The 23,224-nt window shown below is 70.0% G+C and carries 22 protein-coding genes; 9 read left to right on the top strand and 13 right to left on the bottom strand.

Annotation, left to right across the window (positions count from 1 at the left end; all coding sequences use genetic code 11):
• The first annotated feature begins 55 nt into the window (after positions 1-55).
• On the top strand, positions 56-1,492 hold the full coding sequence (locus ACZ6ZD_RS25170; protein WP_465676154.1) for an alpha/beta hydrolase: 1,437 nt from the start codon (positions 56-58) through the stop codon (positions 1,490-1,492).
• Here the strand turns inward: ACZ6ZD_RS25170 and ACZ6ZD_RS25165 are convergent.
• Both ACZ6ZD_RS25165 and ACZ6ZD_RS25160 read right to left on the bottom strand, forming a co-directional pair.
• Positions 1,489-2,142, bottom strand: coding sequence for a response regulator (locus ACZ6ZD_RS25165; RefSeq protein WP_465676152.1), 654 nt, complete (start codon positions 2,140-2,142; stop codon positions 1,489-1,491). The two genes, ACZ6ZD_RS25170 and ACZ6ZD_RS25165, sit on opposite strands and share 4 nt — an antisense overlap.
• Positions 2,139-3,203, bottom strand: a complete 1,065-nt coding sequence (locus tag ACZ6ZD_RS25160) for a sensor histidine kinase (RefSeq protein ID WP_465676150.1) — start codon at positions 3,201-3,203, stop codon at positions 2,139-2,141. Before ACZ6ZD_RS25160 ends, ACZ6ZD_RS25165 begins: the two co-directional genes overlap by 4 nt.
• Positions 3,204-3,335: 132 nt before the next feature.
• Between ACZ6ZD_RS25160 and ACZ6ZD_RS25155 the strand changes: the two genes are divergently transcribed.
• On the top strand, positions 3,336-4,790 hold the full coding sequence (locus ACZ6ZD_RS25155) for an alkaline phosphatase PhoX (protein WP_465676148.1): 1,455 nt from the start codon (positions 3,336-3,338) through the stop codon (positions 4,788-4,790).
• Between the two features lie 19 nt (positions 4,791-4,809).
• On the opposite strand, the gene ACZ6ZD_RS25150 is transcribed toward ACZ6ZD_RS25155, so the two are convergent.
• The 3 genes from ACZ6ZD_RS25150 to ACZ6ZD_RS25140 form a co-directional block, all read right to left on the bottom strand.
• Positions 4,810-5,277, bottom strand: coding sequence for a hypothetical protein (locus ACZ6ZD_RS25150; protein ID WP_465676146.1), 468 nt, complete (start codon positions 5,275-5,277; stop codon positions 4,810-4,812).
• A 5-nt stretch (positions 5,278-5,282) separates the two neighbouring features.
• Positions 5,283-5,852, bottom strand: coding sequence for an RNA polymerase sigma factor (locus ACZ6ZD_RS25145; protein WP_465676144.1), 570 nt, complete (start codon positions 5,850-5,852; stop codon positions 5,283-5,285).
• Positions 5,853-5,919: 67 nt separating this feature from the next.
• Positions 5,920-8,490: a CHAT domain-containing protein gene (locus ACZ6ZD_RS25140; protein ID WP_465676142.1), complete on the bottom strand. Its 2,571-nt coding sequence runs from the start codon at positions 8,488-8,490 to the stop codon at positions 5,920-5,922.
• Between the two features lie 74 nt (positions 8,491-8,564).
• On the opposite strand from ACZ6ZD_RS25140, the gene ACZ6ZD_RS25135 reads away from it, so the two are divergent.
• On the top strand, positions 8,565-9,824 hold the full coding sequence (locus ACZ6ZD_RS25135) for a S8 family peptidase (RefSeq protein WP_465676140.1): 1,260 nt from the start codon (positions 8,565-8,567) through the stop codon (positions 9,822-9,824).
• Between the two features lie 263 nt (positions 9,825-10,087).
• Here the strand turns inward: ACZ6ZD_RS25135 and ACZ6ZD_RS25130 are convergent, their stop codons facing one another.
• Both ACZ6ZD_RS25130 and ACZ6ZD_RS25125 read right to left on the bottom strand, forming a co-directional pair.
• Positions 10,088-10,837 (bottom strand): cation diffusion facilitator family transporter, encoded by a 750-nt coding sequence (locus ACZ6ZD_RS25130; protein ID WP_465676138.1) that lies wholly within the window; start codon positions 10,835-10,837, stop codon positions 10,088-10,090.
• On the bottom strand, positions 10,834-11,214 hold the full coding sequence (locus ACZ6ZD_RS25125; protein WP_465677473.1) for an ArsR/SmtB family transcription factor: 381 nt from the start codon (positions 11,212-11,214) through the stop codon (positions 10,834-10,836). Before ACZ6ZD_RS25125 ends, ACZ6ZD_RS25130 begins: the two co-directional genes overlap by 4 nt.
• Positions 11,215-11,292: 78 nt before the next feature.
• On the opposite strand from ACZ6ZD_RS25125, the gene ACZ6ZD_RS25120 reads away from it, so the two are divergent.
• The 3 genes from ACZ6ZD_RS25120 (at position 11,293) to ACZ6ZD_RS25110 (ending at position 13,030) form a co-directional block, all read left to right on the top strand.
• A complete protein-coding gene (locus ACZ6ZD_RS25120; RefSeq protein ID WP_465676136.1) occupies positions 11,293-11,667 on the top strand; it encodes a hypothetical protein in 375 nt (124 codons plus the stop codon).
• A 72-nt stretch (positions 11,668-11,739) separates the two neighbouring features.
• On the top strand, positions 11,740-12,402 hold the full coding sequence (locus ACZ6ZD_RS25115) for a DsbA family protein (RefSeq protein ID WP_465676134.1): 663 nt from the start codon (positions 11,740-11,742) through the stop codon (positions 12,400-12,402).
• 40 nt (positions 12,403-12,442) lie between these two features.
• Entirely contained in the window at positions 12,443-13,030 is a 588-nt protein-coding gene (locus tag ACZ6ZD_RS25110; protein WP_465676132.1) for a vitamin K epoxide reductase family protein, read from the top strand.
• A 3-nt stretch (positions 13,031-13,033) separates the two neighbouring features.
• Here the strand turns inward: ACZ6ZD_RS25110 and ACZ6ZD_RS25105 are convergent, their stop codons facing one another.
• The 4 genes from ACZ6ZD_RS25105 to ACZ6ZD_RS25090 form a co-directional block, all read right to left on the bottom strand.
• A complete protein-coding gene (locus ACZ6ZD_RS25105; RefSeq protein WP_465676130.1) occupies positions 13,034-13,444 on the bottom strand; it encodes a hypothetical protein in 411 nt (136 codons plus the stop codon).
• A gap of 134 nt (positions 13,445-13,578) precedes the next feature.
• Positions 13,579-17,001 (bottom strand): error-prone DNA polymerase, encoded by a 3,423-nt coding sequence (locus ACZ6ZD_RS25100; RefSeq protein WP_465676128.1) that lies wholly within the window; start codon positions 16,999-17,001, stop codon positions 13,579-13,581.
• A 57-nt stretch (positions 17,002-17,058) separates the two neighbouring features.
• The gene (locus tag ACZ6ZD_RS25095) at positions 17,059-18,237 is read right to left on the bottom strand and encodes an MFS transporter (protein ID WP_465676126.1); all 1,179 of its coding nucleotides are present in this window, start codon (positions 18,235-18,237) and stop codon (positions 17,059-17,061) included.
• A gap of 1 nt (position 18,238) precedes the next feature.
• Entirely contained in the window at positions 18,239-19,663 is a 1,425-nt protein-coding gene (locus ACZ6ZD_RS25090) for an MFS transporter (RefSeq protein WP_465677472.1), read from the bottom strand.
• A gap of 60 nt (positions 19,664-19,723) precedes the next feature.
• Between ACZ6ZD_RS25090 and ACZ6ZD_RS25085 the strand changes: the two genes are divergently transcribed.
• A complete protein-coding gene (locus ACZ6ZD_RS25085) occupies positions 19,724-20,314 on the top strand; it encodes a TetR/AcrR family transcriptional regulator (protein ID WP_465676125.1) in 591 nt (196 codons plus the stop codon).
• A gap of 9 nt (positions 20,315-20,323) precedes the next feature.
• On the opposite strand, the gene ACZ6ZD_RS25080 is transcribed toward ACZ6ZD_RS25085, so the two are convergent.
• Positions 20,324-20,797, bottom strand: coding sequence for a hemerythrin domain-containing protein (locus ACZ6ZD_RS25080; RefSeq protein ID WP_465676123.1), 474 nt, complete (start codon positions 20,795-20,797; stop codon positions 20,324-20,326).
• Positions 20,798-20,904: 107 nt separating this feature from the next.
• Positions 20,905-21,798: a hypothetical protein gene (locus ACZ6ZD_RS25075; protein ID WP_465676121.1), complete on the bottom strand. Its 894-nt coding sequence runs from the start codon at positions 21,796-21,798 to the stop codon at positions 20,905-20,907.
• A gap of 262 nt (positions 21,799-22,060) precedes the next feature.
• Here ACZ6ZD_RS25075 and ACZ6ZD_RS25070 point away from each other — a divergent pair, with 262 nt between their 5' ends.
• Positions 22,061-22,813 carry a GNAT family N-acetyltransferase gene (locus tag ACZ6ZD_RS25070; RefSeq protein ID WP_465676119.1) on the top strand — a complete coding sequence of 251 codons (753 nt, stop codon included), beginning with the start codon at positions 22,061-22,063 and terminating at the stop codon, positions 22,811-22,813.
• A gap of 1 nt (position 22,814) precedes the next feature.
• Positions 22,815-23,039, top strand: coding sequence for a translation initiation factor IF-1 (infA, locus tag ACZ6ZD_RS25065; RefSeq protein WP_171672567.1), 225 nt, complete (start codon positions 22,815-22,817; stop codon positions 23,037-23,039).
• Positions 23,040-23,224: the final 185 nt, after the last annotated feature.

Genomic DNA, 23,224 nt, shown 5'->3' with positions numbered 1-23,224 from the left:
GGGATCGGCCGTGCGGCAGAGGCGGCGGGCGGGGCGCCGTTTCTAGGCTCCGCACATGAGACGAATCTTGTGGGGAGCCGCGACGCTGAGTCTGCTCTGCAGCGTCACCCCAGCAGTTGCTAACAGCAAGCAACTCGACTGGCGTGAATGCGACGGGGAGCTGGGCGCTGTCGGCGCTCGGTGCGCCGAGGTGCTGGTGCCGCTCGACTATCGCCGGCCCGACGGGCGAGCGATCCCGATCGCAATCGCTCGGCGTGCGGCCACCGAACCCAGTAAAGGCACCTTGGTCATCAATGTCGGCGGGCCTGAGGCCTCCCGGCAGGGCGTCAACCTGTTCGTGGCCAAGAACCCTGAGCTAGCGGCCCAGTTCGACCTCGTCGGCATCGATCCGCGCTTCTTCGGCCTCAGCGCTCCCCTGGAGTGCGGCTGGCGAACCGATCGGTACCTCCGCAGCGCGCAGTACGCGAGTCCCACTCGAGCCACCTTCGCCGACAGTACGAAGGTCGCCCGCGAGCTGGCCGCCCAATGCGGGCCGTATCGCGAGGTGTTGCCCTACGCCTCGACCCGCAACATCGCACGGGACCTGGATCAGGTCCGCCAGGCCCTCGGCGTACCGAAGTTGTCCTACTTCGGCACGTCGTACGGAACGTACCTCGGCGCCGTCTACCTCCAACTCTTCCCACAGCACGCAGATCGCTTCGCCCTGGACAGCTCACACGCACCCGATTCCTACGGCCCCCGCTGGACGCGAGAAACCGCCATCCCGGACGCCGCCGCACTCGCCGATTGGGCCACCTGGGCCGCTCGCCGCCACCAGGATCTCGGCCGGACACAAGCGGCCGTCCTCGCGACCGTCGACCGGATCGCCGCCGCCGCGAAACGCCGCCCACTGCAGGTCGGGACTCATCAGGTCACCGAAGCAATGCTCCCCGGTCTACTCCTCACGGTCGACGACACCGATGAGTCGTACGCCGAACTCAGCGCCGCCGTCCGCGTTTACCGCGACGCGGCCGCCGGCCGTCCAGTGACGCCGACTCCCCTGCAGGAACAGCGATTCGCGCTGTACGACCTGGCCGAAGTCGTACCGGAGTTCGGCTTCAGCGCCACCGTCGCCAATCAATGCGCCGACCGAGCCGCCCCACGTGATCCGGCGATCTACTACCGCGACATCCAGACTCACCGCGCCACCGAGCCGCTCTACGGCCCACTCGCCCGCGACATCTCGCCCTGCGCCTTCTGGCCGACAGCCCCGATCGAACCACCACTCAAGATCGCCAACGACCGCCCGGCCCTGATGCTCGCCGCCGAGGGCGACCCCGTCACGCCGTACGCCGGCCAGCAGGCCATGCATCAAGCTCTCCGCGGATCGCGGCTGATCACGCTCTCCGGCGCGTTCCGACACGGCGTCCACGGCGTCTCCGCCTGCGTAGACACCGCAGTAGAGCGCTACCTCAGCGCCGGAACACTCCCACCAACCGACCAGACCTGCTAACGCCCGCCGGGCCGGACCAACCCTGCTTCGTAGGCGATCACCACTGCCTGGACGCGATCCCGGACGCCGAGCTTGGCCAGCAGGTTGCTCACATGTGTCTTCACGGTCCCCGCGGAAACGACCAGCTGGGCAGCGATCTCGGCGTTCGACCAGCCGCGGGCGACCGCGAGCAGCACCTCTCGCTCGCGGTCAGTGAGCGCTTCCACCGCGGCGGCGGCCGTCGGGTCGAAAGGCGGCGCCAGGTGCTCCAGGAGACGGCGGGTCGTCGACGCGGCCAGGACGGCGTCCCCGGCGTGCACGGTCCGGATCGCGGCCAGCATGTCCTCCGGCGGCGCGTCCTTCAGCAGGAATCCGCTGGCCCCGGCACGAACGGCAGCGAGCGCATACTCGTCGAGGTCGTAGGTCGTCAGCATCAAGATCCGCGGCGGTTCCGGCAGCGCGGTCAGCTGCCGGCACGCCTCGATCCCATCCAGGACCGGCATCCGGATGTCCATCACCACCACATCCGGCCGCGTCCGGCGTACCTCGGCCACGCCGTTCACACCGTCACCTGCCTCAGCGACGACCTCCAGATCATCCTGCGAATCGATCACCATCCGGAACCCGACCCGCACCATCACCTGGTCCTCGACCAGCACCACCCGGATCACAGCGGCATCCTTGCCGTCAGCAATGACCCGCCGCCCTCCCGAGCCGTCAGCTCGACGCTTCCGCCGTACGCCGCCATCCGCTCCCGCATCCCTACCAGCCCGAGCCCACTGCCGTTGCCCGGGCCACGGCCGTCATCTGCCACCGAGATCTCCAGCCACCCCGCAGTACGCCGGACACTCACTTCAGCCCGCGCACCCGGCCCAGCATGTTTCAACACGTTCGTCAGCCCCTCCTGCACGATCCGGTACGCCGCCAGCCCCACACCGGGCTCCACCTCGACCTCATCCACCGTCAGCACCGCATCGACCCCCTGCACCAGCTCCCCAAGATCCGCGAGGCCCAACGCGGGCTCCAACGCCTGCTGGTCAGCACGGAGTACGCCGAGGATCCGCCGCGTCTCACCCAACGCCTGCCGCGCGTGCGCACCAATCGCTCCCAGCGCTTCGACCGCGTTCCCCGGTGCGTAGCGACCGCCGTCGGCCTGCGCGATGACGACCGCCAACGAATGCGCGACGACGTCATGCATCTCCCGGGCGATCCGCTGCCGCTCGGCGAGCACAGCCAGCTCGCGCTGCGCAGCCTCCCGGATCCGGCGCAGCGTGCCCACAGACCAGGCCGCAACGACCGCACCGGCCAGAGCGACGCCAATCGCCAGGTGGGCAACGAGTGTGTCCACCATCTGCGGCCAGGCCACTCCGCCGAGCGCAGCGCCGCAGAGCCCGCCCGCAAGACCAGCTCCGCGCGCCCAACGCGGTCCGTACGCCGCAGCGGCGTGCACTGCGAGTAGTACGGCGACATCCGCCGGCAGGGCGCCGACTGTGTCCCGAACAGTCAGCCACTGCGCCAGTGCAACCACAGCGACCAGTAGCAGACAAACGGCCGGCCGGCTCCGGCGTACCGCCAACGGCAGCAGCAGAAGCACCGAGACGAGGTAGTGCGCCGCCGGGGCATGCACGAGAGCGGCGAACAGCGTGGTCACTACCAGCAGCACCGCAGTGACGATGAGGTCGACGGCCTCTCGATGCGAGCGCGACCAGGCCTCGATCCGCTCCCCGACCACCTGGTGAGTATAGGCATTCCTAACTTGTTGAGATTTCAGGGACCTACCTGTTGTTCAGCTGCAGTTTCCCGTGCGGTGGCCGTAGGTGGTGAGGATCGGGGCGTTCCGCCTACAGCGTCCAAGGAGCAGTACATGTCCGTCGATCGTCGTTCCGTCCTGCGTGGCGCCGCTGCCGGCGCCGCCGGTGTCGGGTTCGCCACCGTTGGTTCCGTCCCCTCGCTGGCCGAGGCCACACCGGTCTCCCACGGAGGAGGTCACCACTCGCCGTTCCCGACGCACAAGCCGTTCCCGCCGCTCCTCGACGACCCGGCCGGCGTCCTCGCGCTGCCGCCCGGTTTCAAGTACCGCATCGTCACCAAGGCCGGTGAGACCAAGCTGAAGACCGGTCAGGTGACCCCTGACTCGCACGACGGCACCGCGGTCTTCCCCGGCGGCCGGCACGACAGCTACCGGCTGATCCAGAACCACGAGATCAGCGGCAACAGCGCGCTCGGCGTCCCGCAGGTCCCCGGCACCGTGTACGACACGGGTGTCGGCGCGGCCGGCGGCTGCACGGTCATCTCGGTCGACCGCAACGGCAAGAACCTCGGCGAGTGGGTCGCCATCTCCGGCACCCTGACCAACTGCGCCGGCGGCCACACCCCGTGGAACACGTGGCTGACCTGCGAGGAGACCGAGAGCAAGGCCAACGGCACCACTCGGCTCAAGGACCACGGCTACGTCTTCGAGGTCTGGGGCGACGGCGAGACCGCGCACCCGGTGCCGCTGAAGGCGCTCGGCCGCTACGCCCACGAGGCCTGCGCCGTCGACGAGGACCGCAACCACATCTACCTGTCCGAGGACGCGTCCGGCCCGAACGGGACGTTCTACCGCTGGTCCGGCCCGCGCGGCTACCGGCTCAGCTCGCGCAGCTGGAAGGACCTGCAGAACAAGGACTTCGGCACCCTGGAGGCGCTCGCGATCCTCGGGGACGACGGCAAGCCGATCCCGGACGTCGCCTACCTGACCTCGGCCCAGCTGCTCCGCCCGTTCCGGGTCGCGTGGGTTCCGGTCCCGGACCGCGACGGCGCGACGACGTCCGTCCGCAAGCAGTTCACCGACGGGCAGATCACCCGCGGCAAGAAGTTCGAGGGCGTCTTCGGCACCAAGGACGGCGTGTACGTCGTCAACTCGTACGCCCAGTCCGGGACGTCGGACCTGCCGGCCGACGCGGTGCCGCACGACGGCATGGTCTGGTTCTACAACTACGCCAAGAAGACCATCCAGCTGGTCACGTACTTCCCGGAGAGCGCCGCGGCCGACCAGGGCGCCGGCGCGAAGTTCCAGGACTTCAACTTCGACGGCCCGGACAACGTCACCGTGACGCCGTGGGGCTCGCTGATCCTCGCGGAGGACGGTAACGCGAGCAGCCACGTGCTGAGCTCGACCCCGGGCGGGCCGACGTACGCGATCGCCCGGAACCAGCTGAACGACTCCGAGTTCACCGGTCCGGCGTTCTCGGCCGACGGCAAGGTGCTCTTCGTGAACATCCAGTCGCCCGGGATCACGCTGGCCATCACCGGCCCGTGGCGCGACTACCTGGGCTGATCCGCCGACACCGGCTGGGTTACGGCGTGACCCAGCCGGTCAGGATCGTCGGGCCGTCGTCCGGCGTACAGACCAGGCGGTAGGGAACCTTCGGGACCGGCTTCAGCACGAAGAAGCCGAGCTCGTCGATCCGCGCCGTGGCCAGGACGCCGGAGTCCGTCCGGGCGACGATCTCACCGGCGGCCGGCGGGTCGAGCTGGCCGAGCAGCCCGTCCGGCGTCAGCTCGAGCTCGATCCGCCAGCCCTCGGAGGCGAACGTCAGCGCGCGCAGCGTCGCGCTCTCGGGGGCCGACCGCACCGGCGCCGGCTCCAGGCTCTCCCAGGCCGAGTCGTAGGTGAGCGCGGCCAGCTCGGCGTCGATGGTCCGCCACGCGAACGCGGCCTTCCCGGCGTCGACGAACGCCCGCGGCATGTCCTGGTCCGCGGTCAGCGTGTCGCGCAGCGCCTCGAGCAGTTGCCCGTCGTCGTTCCAATCGGTGTCCGTCATCCCACTCACCTCCTCTGTTCGTCGGCCAGTCCGGCCAGGGCCGGCGTTCGCCGTAACCGTTCCAAACATCGGGCCCGGTTCGGGCCGATACTGCCGACCGGCATCGCGAGCCGTTTGCTGATCTCGTCGTACGGCGCCGGCGGGTCCTTCGTGATCATTGCCAACAGCAACTGACAGCGCGGGGAGAGCTGCCCGAACGCGGTCCGGACGATCGCCCGGCGCTCGAACCGGAGTACTTCCTCCTCGGCCACCGCGGGTTCGACGGCGTCGCGCTGCTCGGCCGGGTCGACGGGATCGACCCGGCTGGCCGCGCGCAGCAGCCGGAAACACTCCCGCTGCGCGGTGGTCGCGATCCAGCCGGGCAACGCGGCGGGCTCGCGCAGACTCGGCAGATGCTCGATCAGCCGCAACCAGACGCCCTGACCGACGTCATCGATATCGGTCGGGGCCAGCCGGTAGCGGCGGCCGATGCCCCAGATCAGCGGCGCGTACCGCTCGACCAGCTCGTCCCAGGCGCCTTTGTCACCGTCGACCGCTCTACTGACCAGGCTGACGACAGTGGGATCGTCCCGCATGCCCCTGTCTCCTCTCCCCCGAGTACTGATACGGAGCGACCGGGGCCGCTGATTGATACATGAACGTTTACGCGCCGAGTGCGACGAATGAACGGCTCGCTGCGTCCGCCACCGGATCGGCTCCGGCGGCAGCCCGCGCCCTCGCGAACGCCTCGGCGAGCGAGTGGCCATTCTGCAGGTTTTCGTGCAGCGCCGTCATCAGGGGGACGGTCGCGGGGTCATTCACCGGGACGACGCTCGCCAGGATGCCCGCCGCGCCCAGCGGAACCAGACTGCTGCTCAGCCCGAGCAGCTCGTCAGCACCGACCGGCTTCGCCAGACCGGAGTCGCAGCTCGACAGAACCAGCCGGTACGGCGCTCGCTTCAGCCGCTCGAAGTCGTAGACGGTCAGCGGGCCGTCGTCGAGCCGCAGCGACGAGAAGAGCGGGCTGTCGGATCGGAACGTGCCGTGCGCGGCGATGTGTGCGATCCAGGCGCCGTCCAGCTCCTGCAGCACCCGCTCCGCTGTCGCGTTCCCGTCGCGCAGGACGACGGCGTCCGGGTACTGCTCGGTCAGCCGGGTGATCTCCGCGCGCGCTGCGGACAGACCTGGGCCGAGCACGAGCACTACGCGTTTCTGCTCGGGCGGTCGCAGCTGGCGGGCCCGCAACCAGACCGCCGCTGACGGTACGACGTTCACCGCGCGACCCTCCAGCGCCGGGATCAGCCCCCACGGCAACGCCTGCAACCGCGCAGGCGGCACCATCACCACATCCCGGTCCCCCAGCACCTTCTGCACCGGCCCCAGGATCGCCTCCCCCAGCCGCTGCCCCAACACCTCCAGCGAAGGCCCACTCCGCGACCGGCCGTGCGCCAACCACCGCAACCGGAACCGCGACCGCTCCACCTCCACCGCGGCCGCCTCCAACTCCCCCACCTCGTAATGCGTCAGCTCACCGTCAGCCGCAACCACCGCATGCAACACCCCGCCAACCTCGACAAGCTCCACCAGCGCGCTCGCACCGAGCGCTTCATGCAGCTGGTTCGGATCGAACTCCCCCTGCACAACCTCGGATTGGTCACCGTGGGCTTGGAGAGAGCGCTGGCGGACGGCGGATTCGAGCCGGCGGCGTTCGCGTTCGAGGGCCGGCGGGCGGGTGGGTTCGGATTCGAGGCGGCGGACGACGTCGCGGAGTTGGGCGAGGTCCTGGATGAGTTGTTCGTCGTCGGGTGGCCGGACGGGCGGGACGGTGAGGGCGGTGGCGCGCCAGCGCTCGGCCCAGGTGAGGAGGGCGGGGGCGTCGTTGCGGTGGAGCGCATGCCGGAGGGCCAGCTCGGCGAGCTCGGCACCGTGGCCGGTCGCGCGGGCGCGGAGTTCGGTGGCACCCATCATCAGGCGGTAGTCGTCGAGGGCGTCGAGGCCGCGACCGCAGGCGGTCAGCATGCGGCGAGTCTCCCCGCGCGCCTCGGCGCGGAGGGCGCGGCCGAGCCAGGCCGCGCTGCGGACCGGTGACGGAACATCTTTGGAGAGCCGACCGGCGAGCTCGAGCTGTCGGTCCGCCGTCCGTGACTGGCCCTCGGCCAACGCGAGCCGACCGGCGAGCAGATGCGCCGCCGGCGCCTCCAACGCGGAGAATTCGTCGAGCCGCTCCGCCGTCCGCACGACCTGCCGCAGCAGCCGCGGCCCCCGCTCACCGGACTGATAGCGCGCCTCCAGCTGCAGCATCGACGCCCGAACCGACCACCACGTTCGCCGTTGCGCGGAGAACAACCGCCGCGCCCGTTCCGCACGCTCCTGCGCGGTCGCCGGATCGCCGACCGCGAGCGCAGCCCCGGCCGCGGCGTACAGCACCTCGGCCCGTTTCGCCGCCTGCACGGTCTCCATCCGGCCGATCGCTTCATCCGCCTCGGCCAACGCTTCCGCGGTCAGACCGGCCGCCAGCAGCACCGCACAGCGATCGATCGCGAGATCCGGCCAGATCACCCCGACCGCTTCGAAGCCCTGCGCCGCCTCCCCCAGGAACTGCAGCGCCGCCGGCAGATCCCAGCGCGCGAACGCGGCCATCCCGCGGTTCTGTCGCGTTTCGGCGTACTCGAACTCCTGCCCGATCGCGGCGTACAACCGCCCGGCCTGATCGAAGTCGGCATCCGCCTGCCGCGTCCCGCCGAGGGCGAGCTGAATGAACCCGCGATAGTTCCGCGACCGCGCCTCCCACAGCTGGTCGCCGGAGCGCCGCAACCGGGTGATCGCGAGCCGCAGATCCTCCAGCGCCTCCTGATGCCGGCCGAGCACGAGCAGGACGTCGGCCCGTCGCAACAGCACGCGCCCGGCCAGCGCACCCCGACTCAAATCGACCGCCCGGTCGAGATTCGCCAGCCCCTCCCGGCTTCGGCCGGCCCGCCCGAGTGTCGCGCCCAGCGTGGCCAGCACATCCGCCTCCCGATCGGAGACGCCCTTGGCCAGCCGCAACGCCGTCCGCAGTTCACGAATCGCCGTGTCGACCTCGCCGAGCTGCCGCAACCCGATCCCGGTCGCCTGGTGGGCGATGGACGCCGTCTCGGCCGCCGGTTTCCCGGCCAGCAGCGTCCGCGCCGCCGCGATCGCGTCATGGGGACGCGACAACGCCAGTGGCAGCAATTCCTCGGGGACAACCGTCAAGCGAGTCTCCCCCTGTCCGGCGGCTCGGTGGAATGATACGACCACACACTGATCCGAGGGGGGTCGCCATACCCATGGCACAAGTTGGCAAGCCGTCCGAGCGCGACAAGAAGTACATCGCGCAGATCAAACTCATCCTGGAGGGTTACGGCAAGGACGTCGAGGTCTCGCCGCCGAAGTGGGAGGAGACCGGCGCCGAGTACATCTACCGCACCGGGGTCGTCCTGGTCCGCGACGAGGACGTCGACCGCGTCGTCCGCCTGTTCGAGGGCGGTAAGACCGGCGAGGGCGGGATCGCCGGCGTCACCCGGCTGTTCCTGCCGGCCAAGGTCCCGCCGGGCGCGCCGGAGGACCGGTCCGCCACGCAGCGCTTCCTGAAGTACGCCGATCTGCGCCTCGGCCGCGGCGTCGTCACGCCCGAGCACCTGTTCTACGTCACACCGAGCGTCAGCCCGTGCCCGGCCACCGAACCCGAGGAGGTCGCGCCCGGCATCCCGCCGGAGCCGTTCCTCGACAAGACCAAGGCGACCGGTAAGGGCGTCAAGGTCGTCGTCCTGGACGTCGGCTGGTCCGACGCGCCCGCGGCGTACTGGCTGGACGGCGTCACCGGCGACCCGGAGGACGCGTTCGGCCCCGACGGCCTGATCAAGCCGTACGCCGGGCACGGCACGTTCATCGCCGGCGTCCTGCGCTCGATCGCCCGCGACGTCGAGGTCGTCGTGAAGAGCTACTTCCCGATCGCGGGCGCGATCTGGGAGTTCGACCTGGCCGCGGCGCTGGACGAGGTCCTCGACCTGGCGCCGGACATCATCAGCCTCTCGGCCGGCACCCGGACGCGGTTCGACCTGCCGCCGCTCGGCCTGGACGTCTTCGTCCAGACCCGGCTGAACCGGGTCAACGGTCTCACTCTGGTCGCCGCCGCCGGTAACGAGTCGAGCCGCGACTACTTCTGGCCGGCCGCGTTCCCGGAGGCCGTCGGCGTCGGCGCGCTCGCGGAGAACGGCCGCGACCGGGCCTGGTTCAGCAACTTGGGCGGCTGGGTCGACGTGTACGCGCCGGGTGAGAACCTGGTGAACGCGTTCCTCACCGGCGAGTACCGCTGCACCGAGCCGCCGCACACCGGCGAGCTGCGCAAATTCACCGGGATGGCTCGCTGGAGCGGTACGTCGTACGCGACGCCGCTGGTCGCTGGGCTGATCGCCGGGCGGATGTCGCTCACCGGCGAGAACGCGCTGCAGTCCGCCGACGCGCTGCTCGCCTACGCGCTCGGTCAGGCGGCGCCGGGCGTCGGCCCGGTCCTGCGCCCCGGGGACGCGGAGAGCAGCACGACCTGACACATGACGAACCGCTCTCTGCCAGCTCAGTCAGGCGAGCTGGCAGAAAGCGGTTGTCGGTCCCCCCACACGCTGACGCGGCGCGGACAAGACTTCGGCCTGACCACCGAAACTCCTCACACGCCGCGTCAACCTCCCCCCAACGAAACCTCTTCGCGCTGCCTTCCCCCCTCGGCGGCACTGCGAAGCGGTTTCATAAGGCGGAGTCCCTGCGCGCGGCCGGTGATACACCGACTTTCAGAAGTTTTTCCGGCCCGCCGGGATCAGTCGCAGCAGCCGTCGGCGCAGGCGTCGCCGCCGCACCCGCAGCCCGCCGCCGAACCGGCGATCGGCGCGCAGCAACCTTCGCCCCGCCAGGCCTCGATCCCCTCGCGGACGGCGACGCCCGCGATGATCAGCCCCGCGATCGGATCGGCCCAGCCCCAGCCGAGTGTCGCGTTCAGCAGCAGGCCGACGAGCAGGACGGCCGACAGGTACGTGCAGAGCAGCGTCTGCGTCGAGTCGGCGACGACCGCGTTCGACCCCAGGGCCTTCCCGGTCCGGCGTTGCGCCCAGGACAGGAACGGCATCACGATCAGCGACGCGATCGCGAGCCCGATCCCGACCGGCGAGGTCTCCGGGTCGGCGCCGGTGATCAGCGACCGGATCGACTCGAAGCTGACGTAGGCGGCGAGGCCGAAGAACGAGAACGCGAGCAGCCGCAGCGCCTGCCGCTCGCGCGACTCCGGCATCCGGTGCCGGAACTGCCACAAGATGATCAGCCCGCTGGACACCTCGACCACGGAGTCCAGCCCGAAGCCGACCAGCGCGACCGACCCGGCGACCAGCCCGGCGCTGATCGCGATCACCGCCTCGATCACGTTGTAGGTCACCGATGCGCCGGCCAGCAGCTGCGCCCGGCGTCCCAGCTTGCGCCGCAGCTCCGGATCGTTCGTCCAGCTACTGACCGGGCGCGGCTCCAGCGACAGCTCGACTCGCGAGCCCGGCGCGTCGGGGAGCGGCGGCTCGCTCATTTGCTCGGCTCCTGGGCGTCACGGCCGTAGTTGGGGCAGAGGGCGACGGCGTCACCGGTCAGGCTGAGCAACCGCTCGGCCGCGGTCAGCAGGTCGAGCGTCGCCTCGGGGTGCGTCAGGCTGAACACCGAAGCCCGGCCGACCGGTCGCGACTCGACCAGGCCACAGTCCCGTAAGCAGGCCAGGTGTTTGGACACCGTCGACTGCGCGAGGCCGAGGTGCTCGGTCAGGTCGACCACGCGATGCTCCCCCAGCGCCAGATGCCGCACGATCGCCAGCCGCGACCCGTCACTGAACCCGTTGAACAGACAGGCCGCGATCGACAGCGCGGCCGTCTCGTCGACCACCCCGGGACCCGATCCGATCTCGACGTCCATCGGTGCTTTCATCGCCATCTGGCGATGTTATCGACTATCGGCATCCTTTGGGAAGTCGGCGCTACGCTGGTCCCCGAGATGAACGGTTCGGTACGGCGATTGCTCGCGCGCGGCCTGATGCTGGTCGCGGCGCTGCTCGCCGTGTGCGCGTTCCACAGCCCCACGGAGTCGGCCGAGACCGCCCTGGCGAACTCCATCGCCGTGGAGCTGATCGGCCCGCTGCATGTCGACTTCGACGACGTACCGGATGCGATGCCGGTCGCCGGCGCCCATGCGCATCTGGCCCTGGCGAGTCTGCTCGGCCTGTCGATGCTGCTCATCGTGGCCCGCGCGTTGCGGGTCGTCGGCGTCCGGCCGGTTCGATCCCCCGCGGTCCGTACCGGGTTCGACGTACCGATCGCGTTCTGTCCGTCGGCCGTCTCGCTGACCCAGTTACGCATCTCGCGCACGTAGGCCTCACAGCTCGGTTCGTACGACGCGGCGCTCTCGCCGTGCGCTCACCCATGCCCAGCTGAATCGAGGATCATGAACACCAACACCCGTTTGTCGATCGGGATCGCGGCGGCTTTCGTCCTGATCGCCGGCATCCTGCTGGCGGTCAACGCCACCCGCGACTCCGACAGCCCGGCCGGCGCGAACGCCGCCGCCACCGACCGCCACGAACGGCTCGTCCGTCCGGACAGCCACAAACTCGACGTCGCCGCGGATGGCAAGGCGACGTTCGTCGAGTTCCTGGACTTCGAGTGCGAGTCCTGCCGGGCGGCGTTCCCGGTGGTCGAGCAACTCCGCAAGGACTACGCGGGCAAGGTCACCTTCGTCGTCCGGTACTTCCCGCTGCCCGGGCACTTCAACGGCGAACGCGCCGCGCGCGCCGTCGAGGCGGCGGCCGCCCAGGGCAAGTTCGAGCAGATGTACCAGAAGATGTACGAAACGCAGGCCGAGTGGGGCGAGCAGCAGGTCCCCGCCGACGCCCGCTTCCGGGACTTCGCCAAGACCCTGGGTCTGGATCTGGCCGCCTGGGACAAGGCGTACGCCGACCCCGCGACACTGGAGCGGATCAAACGCGACCTGGCCGACGGCGAGGCGCTGGGCGTCACCGGCACGCCCACCTTCTTCCTCAACGGCGCCAAACTCGAGCCGAAGTCGGTCGAAGACCTGACGGCGAGTATCGATGCCGCCCTCAAGTAGTTCCCGGGCAGCCCGTCACCCCGCCGCGACCTCGGGCGAGGTGACGGCGTCGGCCGTCGATGTTCCGGCGCCGTTCCCGCGGTTGCTGCCGTGGCTGCTGCTGGTCGGCGGGCTGGTGGGGCTGACGGCGTCCGGGGTGCTGCTGGTGGAGAAGATCGCGATGCTGCGGGATTCGGCGTACGTGCCGTCCTGCAGTTTGAACCCGGTGCTGTCCTGCGGATCGGTGATGACGAAACCGCAGGCGGAGGTGTTCGGCTTCCCGAATCCGTTGCTGGGGGTCGCCGGGTTCGCGGTGGTCGCGACGATCGGCGCCGGCCTGCTGGCCGGCGCCGGGTTCCGGCGGTGGTTCTGGTGGGGATTGCAGGCCGGGGCGACCTTCGGCGTGGTGTTCGTCCATTGGCTGATGTTCCAGAGCCTCTACCGGATCCACGCGCTCTGCCCGTACTGCATGGTCGTCTGGACGGTCACCGTCCCGATCTTCTGGTACACGACCCTGCACAACCTGCGCTCCACCCGGGTGGCCTCGACGCCGACGAAGTACCACGGCGCCGTGCTGACCACCTGGGCGGTCGTCGTCCTCACGCTGATCGGCGAGCAGTTCTGGTCGTACTGGAGGACGTTGCTGTGACGCTCAGCGCGCCTGCGGGTTCTCGCAGAGGAACGGCGGGCGCGCGCCACCGGAGTGGTACTCGTAGCGTTTGCCGCCGGCCTCGAGGGTGATCCGCATGCCGTTCACCAGGGCCTGGGTGTAGTGCATCCCTGGCTCCGGACAGCCGAGACTGCCGTCGGACCAAGTGACTTCCTCCGCGCCGAGGACCTTGACGGCGGTCTCGGCGATCCCGAGCCGCTTGGTCAGGTCGGCCTTGGCCAGTTCCACCGGCGCGGCGGCCGGCGTACTCCCGGTGGGGACCGACGGGGTCGGCGAGGTCGGGTTCGAGCTGTCGGACGGGTTCACGGCCGGGTTTCCTCCCGCAGATTCGTTGCCACATGCAACCAAAAACAGCATGGCGGCGGCCGCCAGGGCCACCGGGTACTTGTGCATCCTCATCACCTCCCACAGTAGACGCCCGCCGGCTCCCATTCGTTGCACCCCAGCGCTTCGACAGCGAACGAGCAGGCCCGAGCGCTCACCCCCGGCAGCCGTCCGCTTCACCGCCGGCGTCACCTGCCGGCGGGTCAGCGGAAGTCTCGGGAGGGGGAACGGGTGGCGAGGGGGAGGCGTTCGAGGGAGTCGGCGGAAAGGTTGGTCACTTCGCCGGCTCGTTCTACGCGGCCGCGGACGATGAGAGCGGTGGCATTGCGGGCGGTGGCGGCATGGCGGCGCCAGCAGCCTTTGGTGATGACGATGTTGGCCATACCGGTTTCGTCTTCGAGGTTCATGAAGGTGACACCGGAGGCGGTGGCGGGGCGCTGGCGGTGGGTGACGACGCCGGCGACGCGGACGCGGGTGCCGTCGGGGACCTCGCGGAGCTGAACGGCCGACAGGATACCGGCGGCGCGGAGGTCGTCGCGGACCCGCTCGATCGGATGACTGGTGGGGGTGATCGAGGTGGCCCACAGGTCGGCCATGTCGGTCTCGATATCGCTCATCCCGGGGAGGGTCGGCGGCGGGCCGGCGACCGAGACGCCGGCCAGCCGGTCCGGTCGCTCCTCGGCGGCATGCCCGGCTTCCCACAGCGCTTGCCGCCGGTCGAGCCCGAAACAGTCGAATGCCCCGGCCGTCGCCAGCGCCTCCACCTGCGCGGCGGTGATACCGGTCCGCCGGACCAGCTCGGCCATATCCCGATAAGCCCCGCCACGCTCCCGCTCTTCGACGATCAGCTTCGCCCCCTTCTCCCCCACTGTCCGGACCTCCGACAACCCGAGCCGGACGGCGAACGCTCCGTCGCGCCGGTGCGGGGTCGAGTCGAACGGCGTCGCCGGATCGAACGGCCCGACCGGCGGCTGCGGGTCGAGCAGACAGGACGCCGAACCGGTCGGCCCCTGCCGCTCCTGGCCGTCGACCAGCAACTCCAGCCCGGCCTCGACCTCCGAGCGCTGCAGATCAGGACGGCGTACTTCGACCCCGTGCCGGCGCGCGTCGGCGACCAGGGACTGCGGCGAGTAGAAACCCATCGGCTGCGCCCGGAGCAGCGCGGCCAGGAACGCGGCCGGGTAGTGCAGCCGCAGCCAGGTGCTGGAGTAGACCAGCAGGGCGAAGCTGATCGAGTGCGATTCGGCGAACCCGAAGTTCGCGAAGGCTTCGATCTTGGCGTAGATCTCGTCGGCCAGCTCACCCTCGATCCCGTTCCGCGCCATCCCGGCGTACAGCTTGTCCTGGAGTGAGGAGATCTTCTCGACACCGCGTTTGGAGCCCATCGCCCGGCGCAGCAGATCGGCCTCGTCGCCGTCGATCTCCCCGACCGCCATCGCCATCTGCATCAGCTGCTCCTGGAACAGCGGCACGCCCATCGTCCGCTCGAGCACCGGCCGTAGCTTGGGATGCAGGTAGCTGACCGGCTCCTCCCCCGTCCGGCGGCGGATGTACGGATGGACGGCGCCGCCCTGGATCGGGCCGGGCCGGATCAGCGCGATCTCGGTGACCAGGTCGTAGAACTTGCGCGGCCGCAGCCGCGGCAGGGTCGCCATCTGGGCCCGCGACTCGACCTGGAAGACGCCGACCGAGTCGGCCCGGCAGAGCTGGTCGTAGACCCCGGCCTCCTCCTTCGGGATCGTGTGCAGCAGCCACGTCTCCCCCAGCCGCTCGCGGACCATGTCCAGGCAGTACTGCAGGGCGGCCAGCATGCCGAGGCCGAGCAGGTCGAACTTCACCAGCCCCATCCACGCGCAGTCGTCCTTGTCCCACTGCAGGACCGTGCGGTTCTCCTTCCGGGCATGTTCGATCGGCACCACCTCGCCCACCGCCCGCTCGGTCAGCACCATGCCCCCGGAGTGGATCCCCAGATGCCGCGGGAACTTCAGCAGCTCGGTCGCCATCGCCACCACCCGCGGCGGGATGTCGTGCTCGGTCGAGGTGATCTCCGGGCTCCAGCCGTCCACCTGTTTGGACCAGGCATCCTGCTGGCCGACCGAGTACCCCAGCGCTTTGGCGACATCCCGGACGGCGGACTTCGGCCGGTAGGAGATCACATTCGCCACCTGGGCGGCGTTCCGGCGGCCGTACTTGCGGTAGACGTGCTGGATCACCTCCTCCCGCCGGTCGGAGTCGAAATCGACGTCGATATCGGGCTCCTCGGCCCGGGTCGAGGCGAGGAACCGCTCGAACGGCAGGTCGTAGAGGATGCTGTCCACGGCGGTGATCCCGAGCGCGTAACAGACCGCCGAGTTCGCCGCGGAACCCCTGCCCTGGCAGAGAATCCCCTCCCGGTGGGCGAAGCTGACGATGTCGTGGACGATCAGGAAGTACCCCGGGAACCCCTTCTCCTCGATCACGGCCAGCTCGCGGGCCAGCCGGTCGTACGCATCCGGGCGCTGCTCACGGGTGCCGTACCGGCGGGCGGCGCCCGCATAGGTGACATGACGCAGCCAGCTCATCGGCGTCTCCCCCTCCGGGACGTCGCGGAGCGGTAGCTTCGGCTTGGCGCGGGCCAGGTCGAAGGCGAGCTGGTCGGCCAGGGCGACCGAGCGCGCGACAGCGCCGTCGTACCGGCGGAAGCGGTAGGCCATCTCGGCCCCGGTCCGCAGGAAGGCCATCCCGCTCGGGGGGAGCCAGCCGTCCATCGCATCCAGATCGCGGCGCGCGCGGACGGCGGCCAGCGCAGCAGCCAGCTTGTACTGCGCCGGGGTCGCGTAGTGAACGTTGTTCGTGGCAACGACCGGGAGACCGCGATCGGCCGCCAGATCGGCGAGCACCCGGTTCCGGACCGTGTCGGCGGGCAGGTGATGGTCGATCAGCTCGACCACCACGCGATCCCGGCCGAACAGGTGGGTCAGCCGATCCAGCTCCCGCCCGGCCGCCGCCGGCCCCTCGGCCTGCCCACCCCGCTCCAACGCCTGCCGCACCGCCCCCTTCCGGCAACCAGTCAGGATCACCCACTCCGACCCGTGTTCGGCCAACTCCTCCAGGTTGTAGACCGGCCGCCCCTTCTCCTCACCGGCCAGCTGCGCCTCGGTGATCGCCCCCGCCAGCTGGTGATACCCCTCCTGCCCCTCGGCCAGCACCAGCAGGTGGCTCCCCTCCGGATCGGCCACCCCGTTCTGCGGGTGCGTCAGCCCGAGCGACAGCTCCGCCCCGAACACCGTCGGCAACGAGTACGCCGCCGCGGCCTCGGCGAACCGCGCCGCACCGTAGAACCCGTCGTGATCGGTCAGCGCCAGCGCATGAATCCCCTGCCGCACCGCCGTCTCGATCAACTCCTCCGGCTGCGACGCCCCATCCAGGAACGAATAGTTCGAATGCACATGCAACTCGGCATAAGCCACCTCGGCCGTACCCCGCTGCACCTTCGCCGGCACATAGGGCCCCCGATGCTGCGACCACGCCGGACTGTCCCCGCCGTCCGCCGTCACCGGCCGCCCGCCATGACTCCCCGGCCGCGACCGGTCCGACAACCGCCGCTCGAGCTCCGACCACTTGATCGGCGGATTGTTGTACCCCATGCCCACATTAGAACATATGTTCGATCAGCCCTAAAATCGCCGTCCACAGGGTCGGGCTCAGGTTGCTTCCAGCCGGCGCCGGGCTCGCGAAGGCGTCAGTGACAGCGAGGCTGCCAGCGCGGCTGAGGCCGCCAGCACCAGGGCTGCGACGAGGGCGAACCGGTCGATCAACGTTCCTGCGAGCGCGCTTCCGGCGGCGAAGCCGAGCCAGTTGGCGGTGGTGAGCGCGGCGAATGCCTGTGATTGAGCGGCGGGTGGCGTGCAGTTGGCGATGAGTAACGCCTCAATGGCATCCGCCGGCCCAGTGGCCGCACCGATCAGGACGAGAAGGAATAGCGACACCAGGACTCCCGGGCCGGCGCCGAGCGTGAGGATCAGCAGGCCGTACAGACCAAGCGCGACCGAGAGCTGCGCCGGCAGCTTGCCCGGCAGAGCGCGGCCGCCGTAAATGAAGCTCGCCAGCACACCACCGCACGCCATAGCCGCGACCAACAGTCCGGCATTGGCGCGCAGTTGCGCGGCATGGGCGACAACGCTCACCTGGAGCGCGCCGATGGCCACGGCACCCAGGACGACGACCGCCAGGACGTGGAGCTGCTGGGGCGTCCAGGTCGTCGGTGGATTGGACGCCGACTTCTGTTCGGTGTCACCAGCTCGGACCGCCGGCGCGGAGCGGAGCCAGCAGACGCCGACGGCCGAGATCGTCGCGGTCGCGGCGACGGCGACGATCGGTTGCCCGAAGGCGGTGATCAGGCCGACGAGCAGCGGTCCGATCACGAAGACGGTCTCCGTGAAGAGCCCCGAGATCGCGAAGAGCGCGCGTCGCGCGGCAGGCTCGCTGACCGCGGCGAAGACCTTCCTGGCAACGGCGGACGCCGGCGGGCTGCACGATCCGGCGACGGCAGCCGCGGCGATCAGGACCGGAGCGGGCAGCTGAGCCAAAGCGACAGCGATGTAACCGGCGAAGAGCAACGTCTGGGCAATGGTTGTGACGGCCAGGGTCCAGCGGGGGCCTCGCCGGTCGACGACTCTCCCCCAGATTGGCGCCGCAATCGCCACGGCGGTTGAGTACGCCCCGACAACAGCGCCCGCAACTGCGTAGCTACCAGTCGTGGACGCCGCACTGGTCAACAGCGACAGATTCACCATGCCGGCCAGCAGGTAACACAACAGCACCGCAGCCACCACGCGGGCGATTCCGGGCGTGGCAAGTGCACCTCGATAGCTGGCGAGCATCTCAGCTCACCTCCTTGGCGACCACGACGCACCGCAGAGCCAGAGCCGCCGCCACGGTTGCGATCACGGCAGCGACCAGGAATGCGAGGCCCCATCCAGCCGTCGTCGCCGCGGCTGAAGGCGTTTCCGAATGTCTGGCCGTCCACGCCGCGCTGACGGTCGTCAGCACGGCCAGCCCCAGCGCACCGCCAATCTGCTGGCCCGCATTGAACAGCGCCGAAGCTACGCCGGCATGCGCCTGTCCGGCACCAGCCACCGCGGCCGAGGTGAGGGGGACGAAGGCCATCCCCAGCCCCACACCGGCCAGCAGCATGGCCGGCAGCAAGGTGCCCAGGTAGGTGGACTCCGCATTCAGCCTGCCCAGCAAGGCCATGCCGAGCGCGACCAGCGCCGCACCAGCAGCCGTAAGCCGCCCAGCCGTGATCAGCCCAGCCGCGACCCGATCGGCGTACCGGGCGGAGAGCTGCGCCGCGGCCGTGATGGCCACCGTCATCGGCACGAAGGCCATCCCGACAGCGATCGGCCCTTCGCCTTTGACGGTGGACAGGAACAAGCTCACGAAATAGAAGAGCCCGAAGATCGCGACACCGAACGCCAGCCCGACGAGGTCAGCGGCGACAACTGCACGGTTCCGCAACAACTCCGCCGGAATCAACCGGTCGCCACCGCGACTCTGGAGCACGGCAAAGGTCCCGAGCAGCGCAGCCGCGATCAGCAGGCCGGCGACCGTGCTCATCGCCGTCCATCCGTACTCGGCAGCACCCGTGAGCGCGTACACCAGCACCATCAGTCCGCCGGTGACCGTCGCCGCGCCAGGCAGATCGATCCGGCCACTCCGCACTGGGACGGATCGAGGGACGACGGCCAGCCCCGCCAGCAAGATGATCGCCGCGAGCGGAACGTTGATCCACAGAACCCACCGCCACGACAGCGTCTCGACCAGAACCCCGCCGAGTACCGATCCGAGCGCCGTCCCGGCCGCAGTGACCGAAGCCCACACTCCGAGCGCGGACTGACGTCCACGACCCGGTGGAAACACCTCCATCACCAGCCCCAACGCAGCCGGAGCCAGCACGGCCGCACCCAGCCCCTGCACCGCGCGGGCCACCACCAGCGTCAGTGGAGTGTCGGCGGCGCCACCGATCAACGACGCCAGCCCGAACACAGCGGTACCCGCCATGAAGACCCGACGCCGCCCGAACCGATCCGCAACCCGTCCGCCCGGTATCAGAAACCCGCCGAACGCGAGCGTGTAGGCGGTGACGATCCAGGACAGTTGCGACGCGCTGAACCCCAGCGCGTCACGGACCGGCCCGAGCGCCACGTTGACGATCGTGGCATCCACCACGATCAGCAGCTGGCCACCCGCCAGTACGCCGAGCGCCGATGCCGCTCGCCTGTCCATCCCGTCACGCCCGCGCCTCATTTTCACTCAACAAGCGTAGAGCGAATGCGAGTTTCGGTCAACGCGCGTAGAGTGAGTTCGGTGACAGCAGACGAGTCGGGGCTGCCGAGGGCCGAGCGGCGGCGGCGGACCGAGAACGCAGTACTTCAGGCAGCGCGCCGGCAGTTCGCCGAGGCGGGTTTCGAGCGGACCAGCATCAGGGCGGTCGCCGCCGAGGCCGGCATCGATCCCGCATTGGTCATGCAGCTCTTCGGCAACAAGGAGCGGCTGTTCGCCGCAGCCGCGACGTCCAGCGTGGCCGTGGATCCGTTGATCGGCGCGAACCTGAAAGCTCTACCGGCAGCCGCGGCCGCGCACCTGTTCGACGGTTTCGAGGATCCTGAACGGCGCGTGGCAGCGGAAGCGTTGCTGCGCAGCAGCCTGACCCACGACCAAGCGGGGGCCGTGCTGCGTGAGCAGGTGATGGCGCCGGCCCAGGCCGTGGTCGCGGAGACGATCGGCGGCGAGGACGGCGACCTGCGCGCCGCCGTCCTCAACGCCTGCACCCTCGGCGTAGCCATCTCGCGCTATCTGCTGCGGGATCCGGTGCTGGCCGCCGCGGAGACCAAGCAGTTAGAGGCCATCCTCGAGCCGGCCCTCCGGGCGATCATCGATCCTGCGGCGAAGCAGTAGCGCCCCACCTCAACCGAACGGCCCGAAGACCGTGGTCGGCCCGGCCTGGAGCGCGAGCGTTTCCAGGACGCCGAGGAGCTGGCGTTCCTCGTAGCGGAAGTGGCTCTCCATGATCGCCGCGATGCCCTCGAGATGGCGGTCGAGCTCGGCCGGGGACGCCGTCCGATCGACGGCGTCCTGCAGGCCTTGCAGGAGGTGGCCGATCATCGAGTGGTCCTGTTTGAGGGCGCGCAGGACCGGGGCGAGGTGGGGATGGGCCGCTTCGATGGCCGGGAACAGAGCTCGGTCCTCGCCCTGATGATGGCCGTCGAGCGCAGTACAGAAGCCGTGGCAGTAGAGCAGCAGGTCACGGGTGGCCTGCTCGCCCGGGATGCCGTCACGGACGGCGTCGCGGGTGATCGCCAGGGCTTCGCGGAGCCGGGTGTGCACCCGGCGCATTTCGGTGCTCCAGGCAACAAGCCTGGTCGTCTCGCGCTCAGTCACGCGAGAACGAAGTGGGTGACGAGAACATCGTCGCCTCCTTCGGTTCGGCGCCTCCATGCCTGACAGGGTCTGCCACCAGCACGCGACGCTGAACCAAGGATAGCGGACTACTCGCCGTACGCCTTCTCCGTCCAGCCGAGCGCGCCCAGCGAACCGCCCTTGATGTCGGCGCCGCTCCAGTCCTTCGCGTCGGCGTCGAAGTGCCAGGAGACCGAGCCGGTGTCCTTGATCGCGAGCAGCGACCGGCCGGCGGGGTGCTGCTCACAGGCACCGGTGGAAAGGCTGGTGAACGCGCCCCAGCCGGTCTCCCGGAGAACGGACGACGGGATGCTGGCACCCGGCGCGCCCCAGCGGAAACGCCACTCCTTCAGCGCACCCGCGGACGTCGTACCGATCAGGACGCTCACCGGCTGCGCGTCGGTGCCGCCGGTGCGCTCGTAGATCATCGTCTTGATCGAGCCCCAGCCCGTCCCGGGCATCTTGACCGGGTCGACCGGGAGGCCCTCCTGCCCGACGACGTCGTACCGGTAGAGCGACTTGGCCGTGAAGCGGTACAGGTAGGGGTAGGCGTAAACGAGCGTCCGCGTCCCGCCGAAGCCGGCCGCGAGCCGGGTCACCTTGTGCTGGGTCATCCGCCAGACGCGGTCGTCACCGCGCTCGGCCGCCCGCTCGATCCGGTAGACGTAGCCGTCGGTCGGATGGACGGCGAACTCCTCACGGTGGAAGCTGTCCTGGCTCTCGCCCCACACTCCCCCGAGCGTCAGCGCCGCCGGACGCCACGGCAGCTTGTCACCCGGGATGGACTCCACCTTCGTCGGCTGCTCGCTGTTCCGCTCGTACCGGTAGGACAGGCGCTGCCCGTCCGCCTTGTACGCCGAGGTGACGGCGGCGCAACCGGCGGGCACATCACCGACGGCCGCTCCGGACGACGACGTCACGACGACAAGGCCGGCCGCGGCCAGTGCACTCGCCACGCCAACGGACAGGATGGTTCTACGCACGACAAAGGTCCTTTCGAGATTCGGCAGTCACCCGACCGTAGGGACCGCCACCGCCATCGGCCTGCCCGTACTCCGCCCGTACCGAAAACAGCTGGCCGCGGCGGACGGCGGGTTGGTACCGTTTCGGCGTCCGTGACATCACACCTGGAGGTGAGGCCCCCATGAACGCTCTATCGCAGTGGGTGCTCCCCTCCGTGGTCACGGGCGGGTCATTGACGTAGGTGTCAGCGGGAGCGCTCCCAAGCTCCCGGAAGGAACACCTATGCACCCTTTGCCCTGCACGATCTCCCGCGTCGCCGAGAACCAATGGCATGCGGTGGAGAACGACCTCGTCGTCGGTCGTGGCCACGCGTCCCGCCGGCTCGACGGTCGCACGTTCCTCAGCATCGACACCTGGCGCGACTCCGTCTTCGAACGGCTCGCCACCGCGATGCTGGCCGATCAGCCCGCGCCGCTCTACACAGTCGTCGACGAGACCGACCACGAGCTGGCCGCCAACTGGGAACGCGCCGGTTTCACGAGCCGGCGCCGCGAACACGAGTACGTCGTCCCGACACAGCTCTACCCCACTGAGCCACCGCCCGGCATCGTCATCACCACAGCCACCGAAGAGCCGCTACGCGAGCTGGACCAAGCCCTTCGCGCCGAGATCCGCAGTACGGTCGGCTGGGAAACAATGCCCGCCGAAGTCCTGCCCTGGCAGGGCGGAAGCACGCCGATCGACCCAGCGACGTACACGATCGCGCACCGCGCCGGACGGTACGCCGGACTCCTCCGGCTCGCCACCTACACCCGGCAGCCCCGGATCGGCCTGGTCGCCGTCCGCGCCGGCGAGCAGCGGCAAGGAATCGCCCGCGCGCTCGTCGGCCACGTCCTCGCCGGGCTGCACACCGCCGGCGTCGAGACAGTCGTTGCCGAGGTCAACGAAACCAACGCAGCCGCGGTCGCGCTCTTCACGGGCCTCGGCGCCCGGCGGACCGGCGGCGCTCTCGAACTCGTCCACGAGGAGGTCTGACATGCCCAGAAAAGCAGGCGCCATCGAGCTGGACGGCGTCGTCGTCGAATCGCTCCGCAACGCGACCTTCCGCGTCGAACTGACCAACGGCCACCAGGTACTGGCCCACATCAGCGGCAAAATCCGCCGCAACTACATCAAGATCATCCCCGAGGACCGCGTCCTGGTCGAGCTCAGCCCATACGACCTCACCCGCGGCCGCATCATCTTCCGCTACCGCAACTGACCACCCGGCGTAGGATCCGCAGGGATGACAGCACTCGGGGACTTCCTGCGGGCCCAGCGTGCGCGGGTGACGCCTCAGGCGGCCGGTCTCGGGGGGGGGGGGGGGGGGGGGGGGGGGGGGGGGGGGGGGGGGGGGGGGGGGGGGGGGGGGGGGGGGGGGGGGGGGGGGGGGGAGGGGGGGGGGGG

This window comes from Kribbella sp. NPDC104218 (assembly GCF_055584105.1).
The sequence above is the reverse complement of the archived record's forward strand: the minus strand, read 5'-3'. Positions and strand labels throughout refer to the sequence as shown.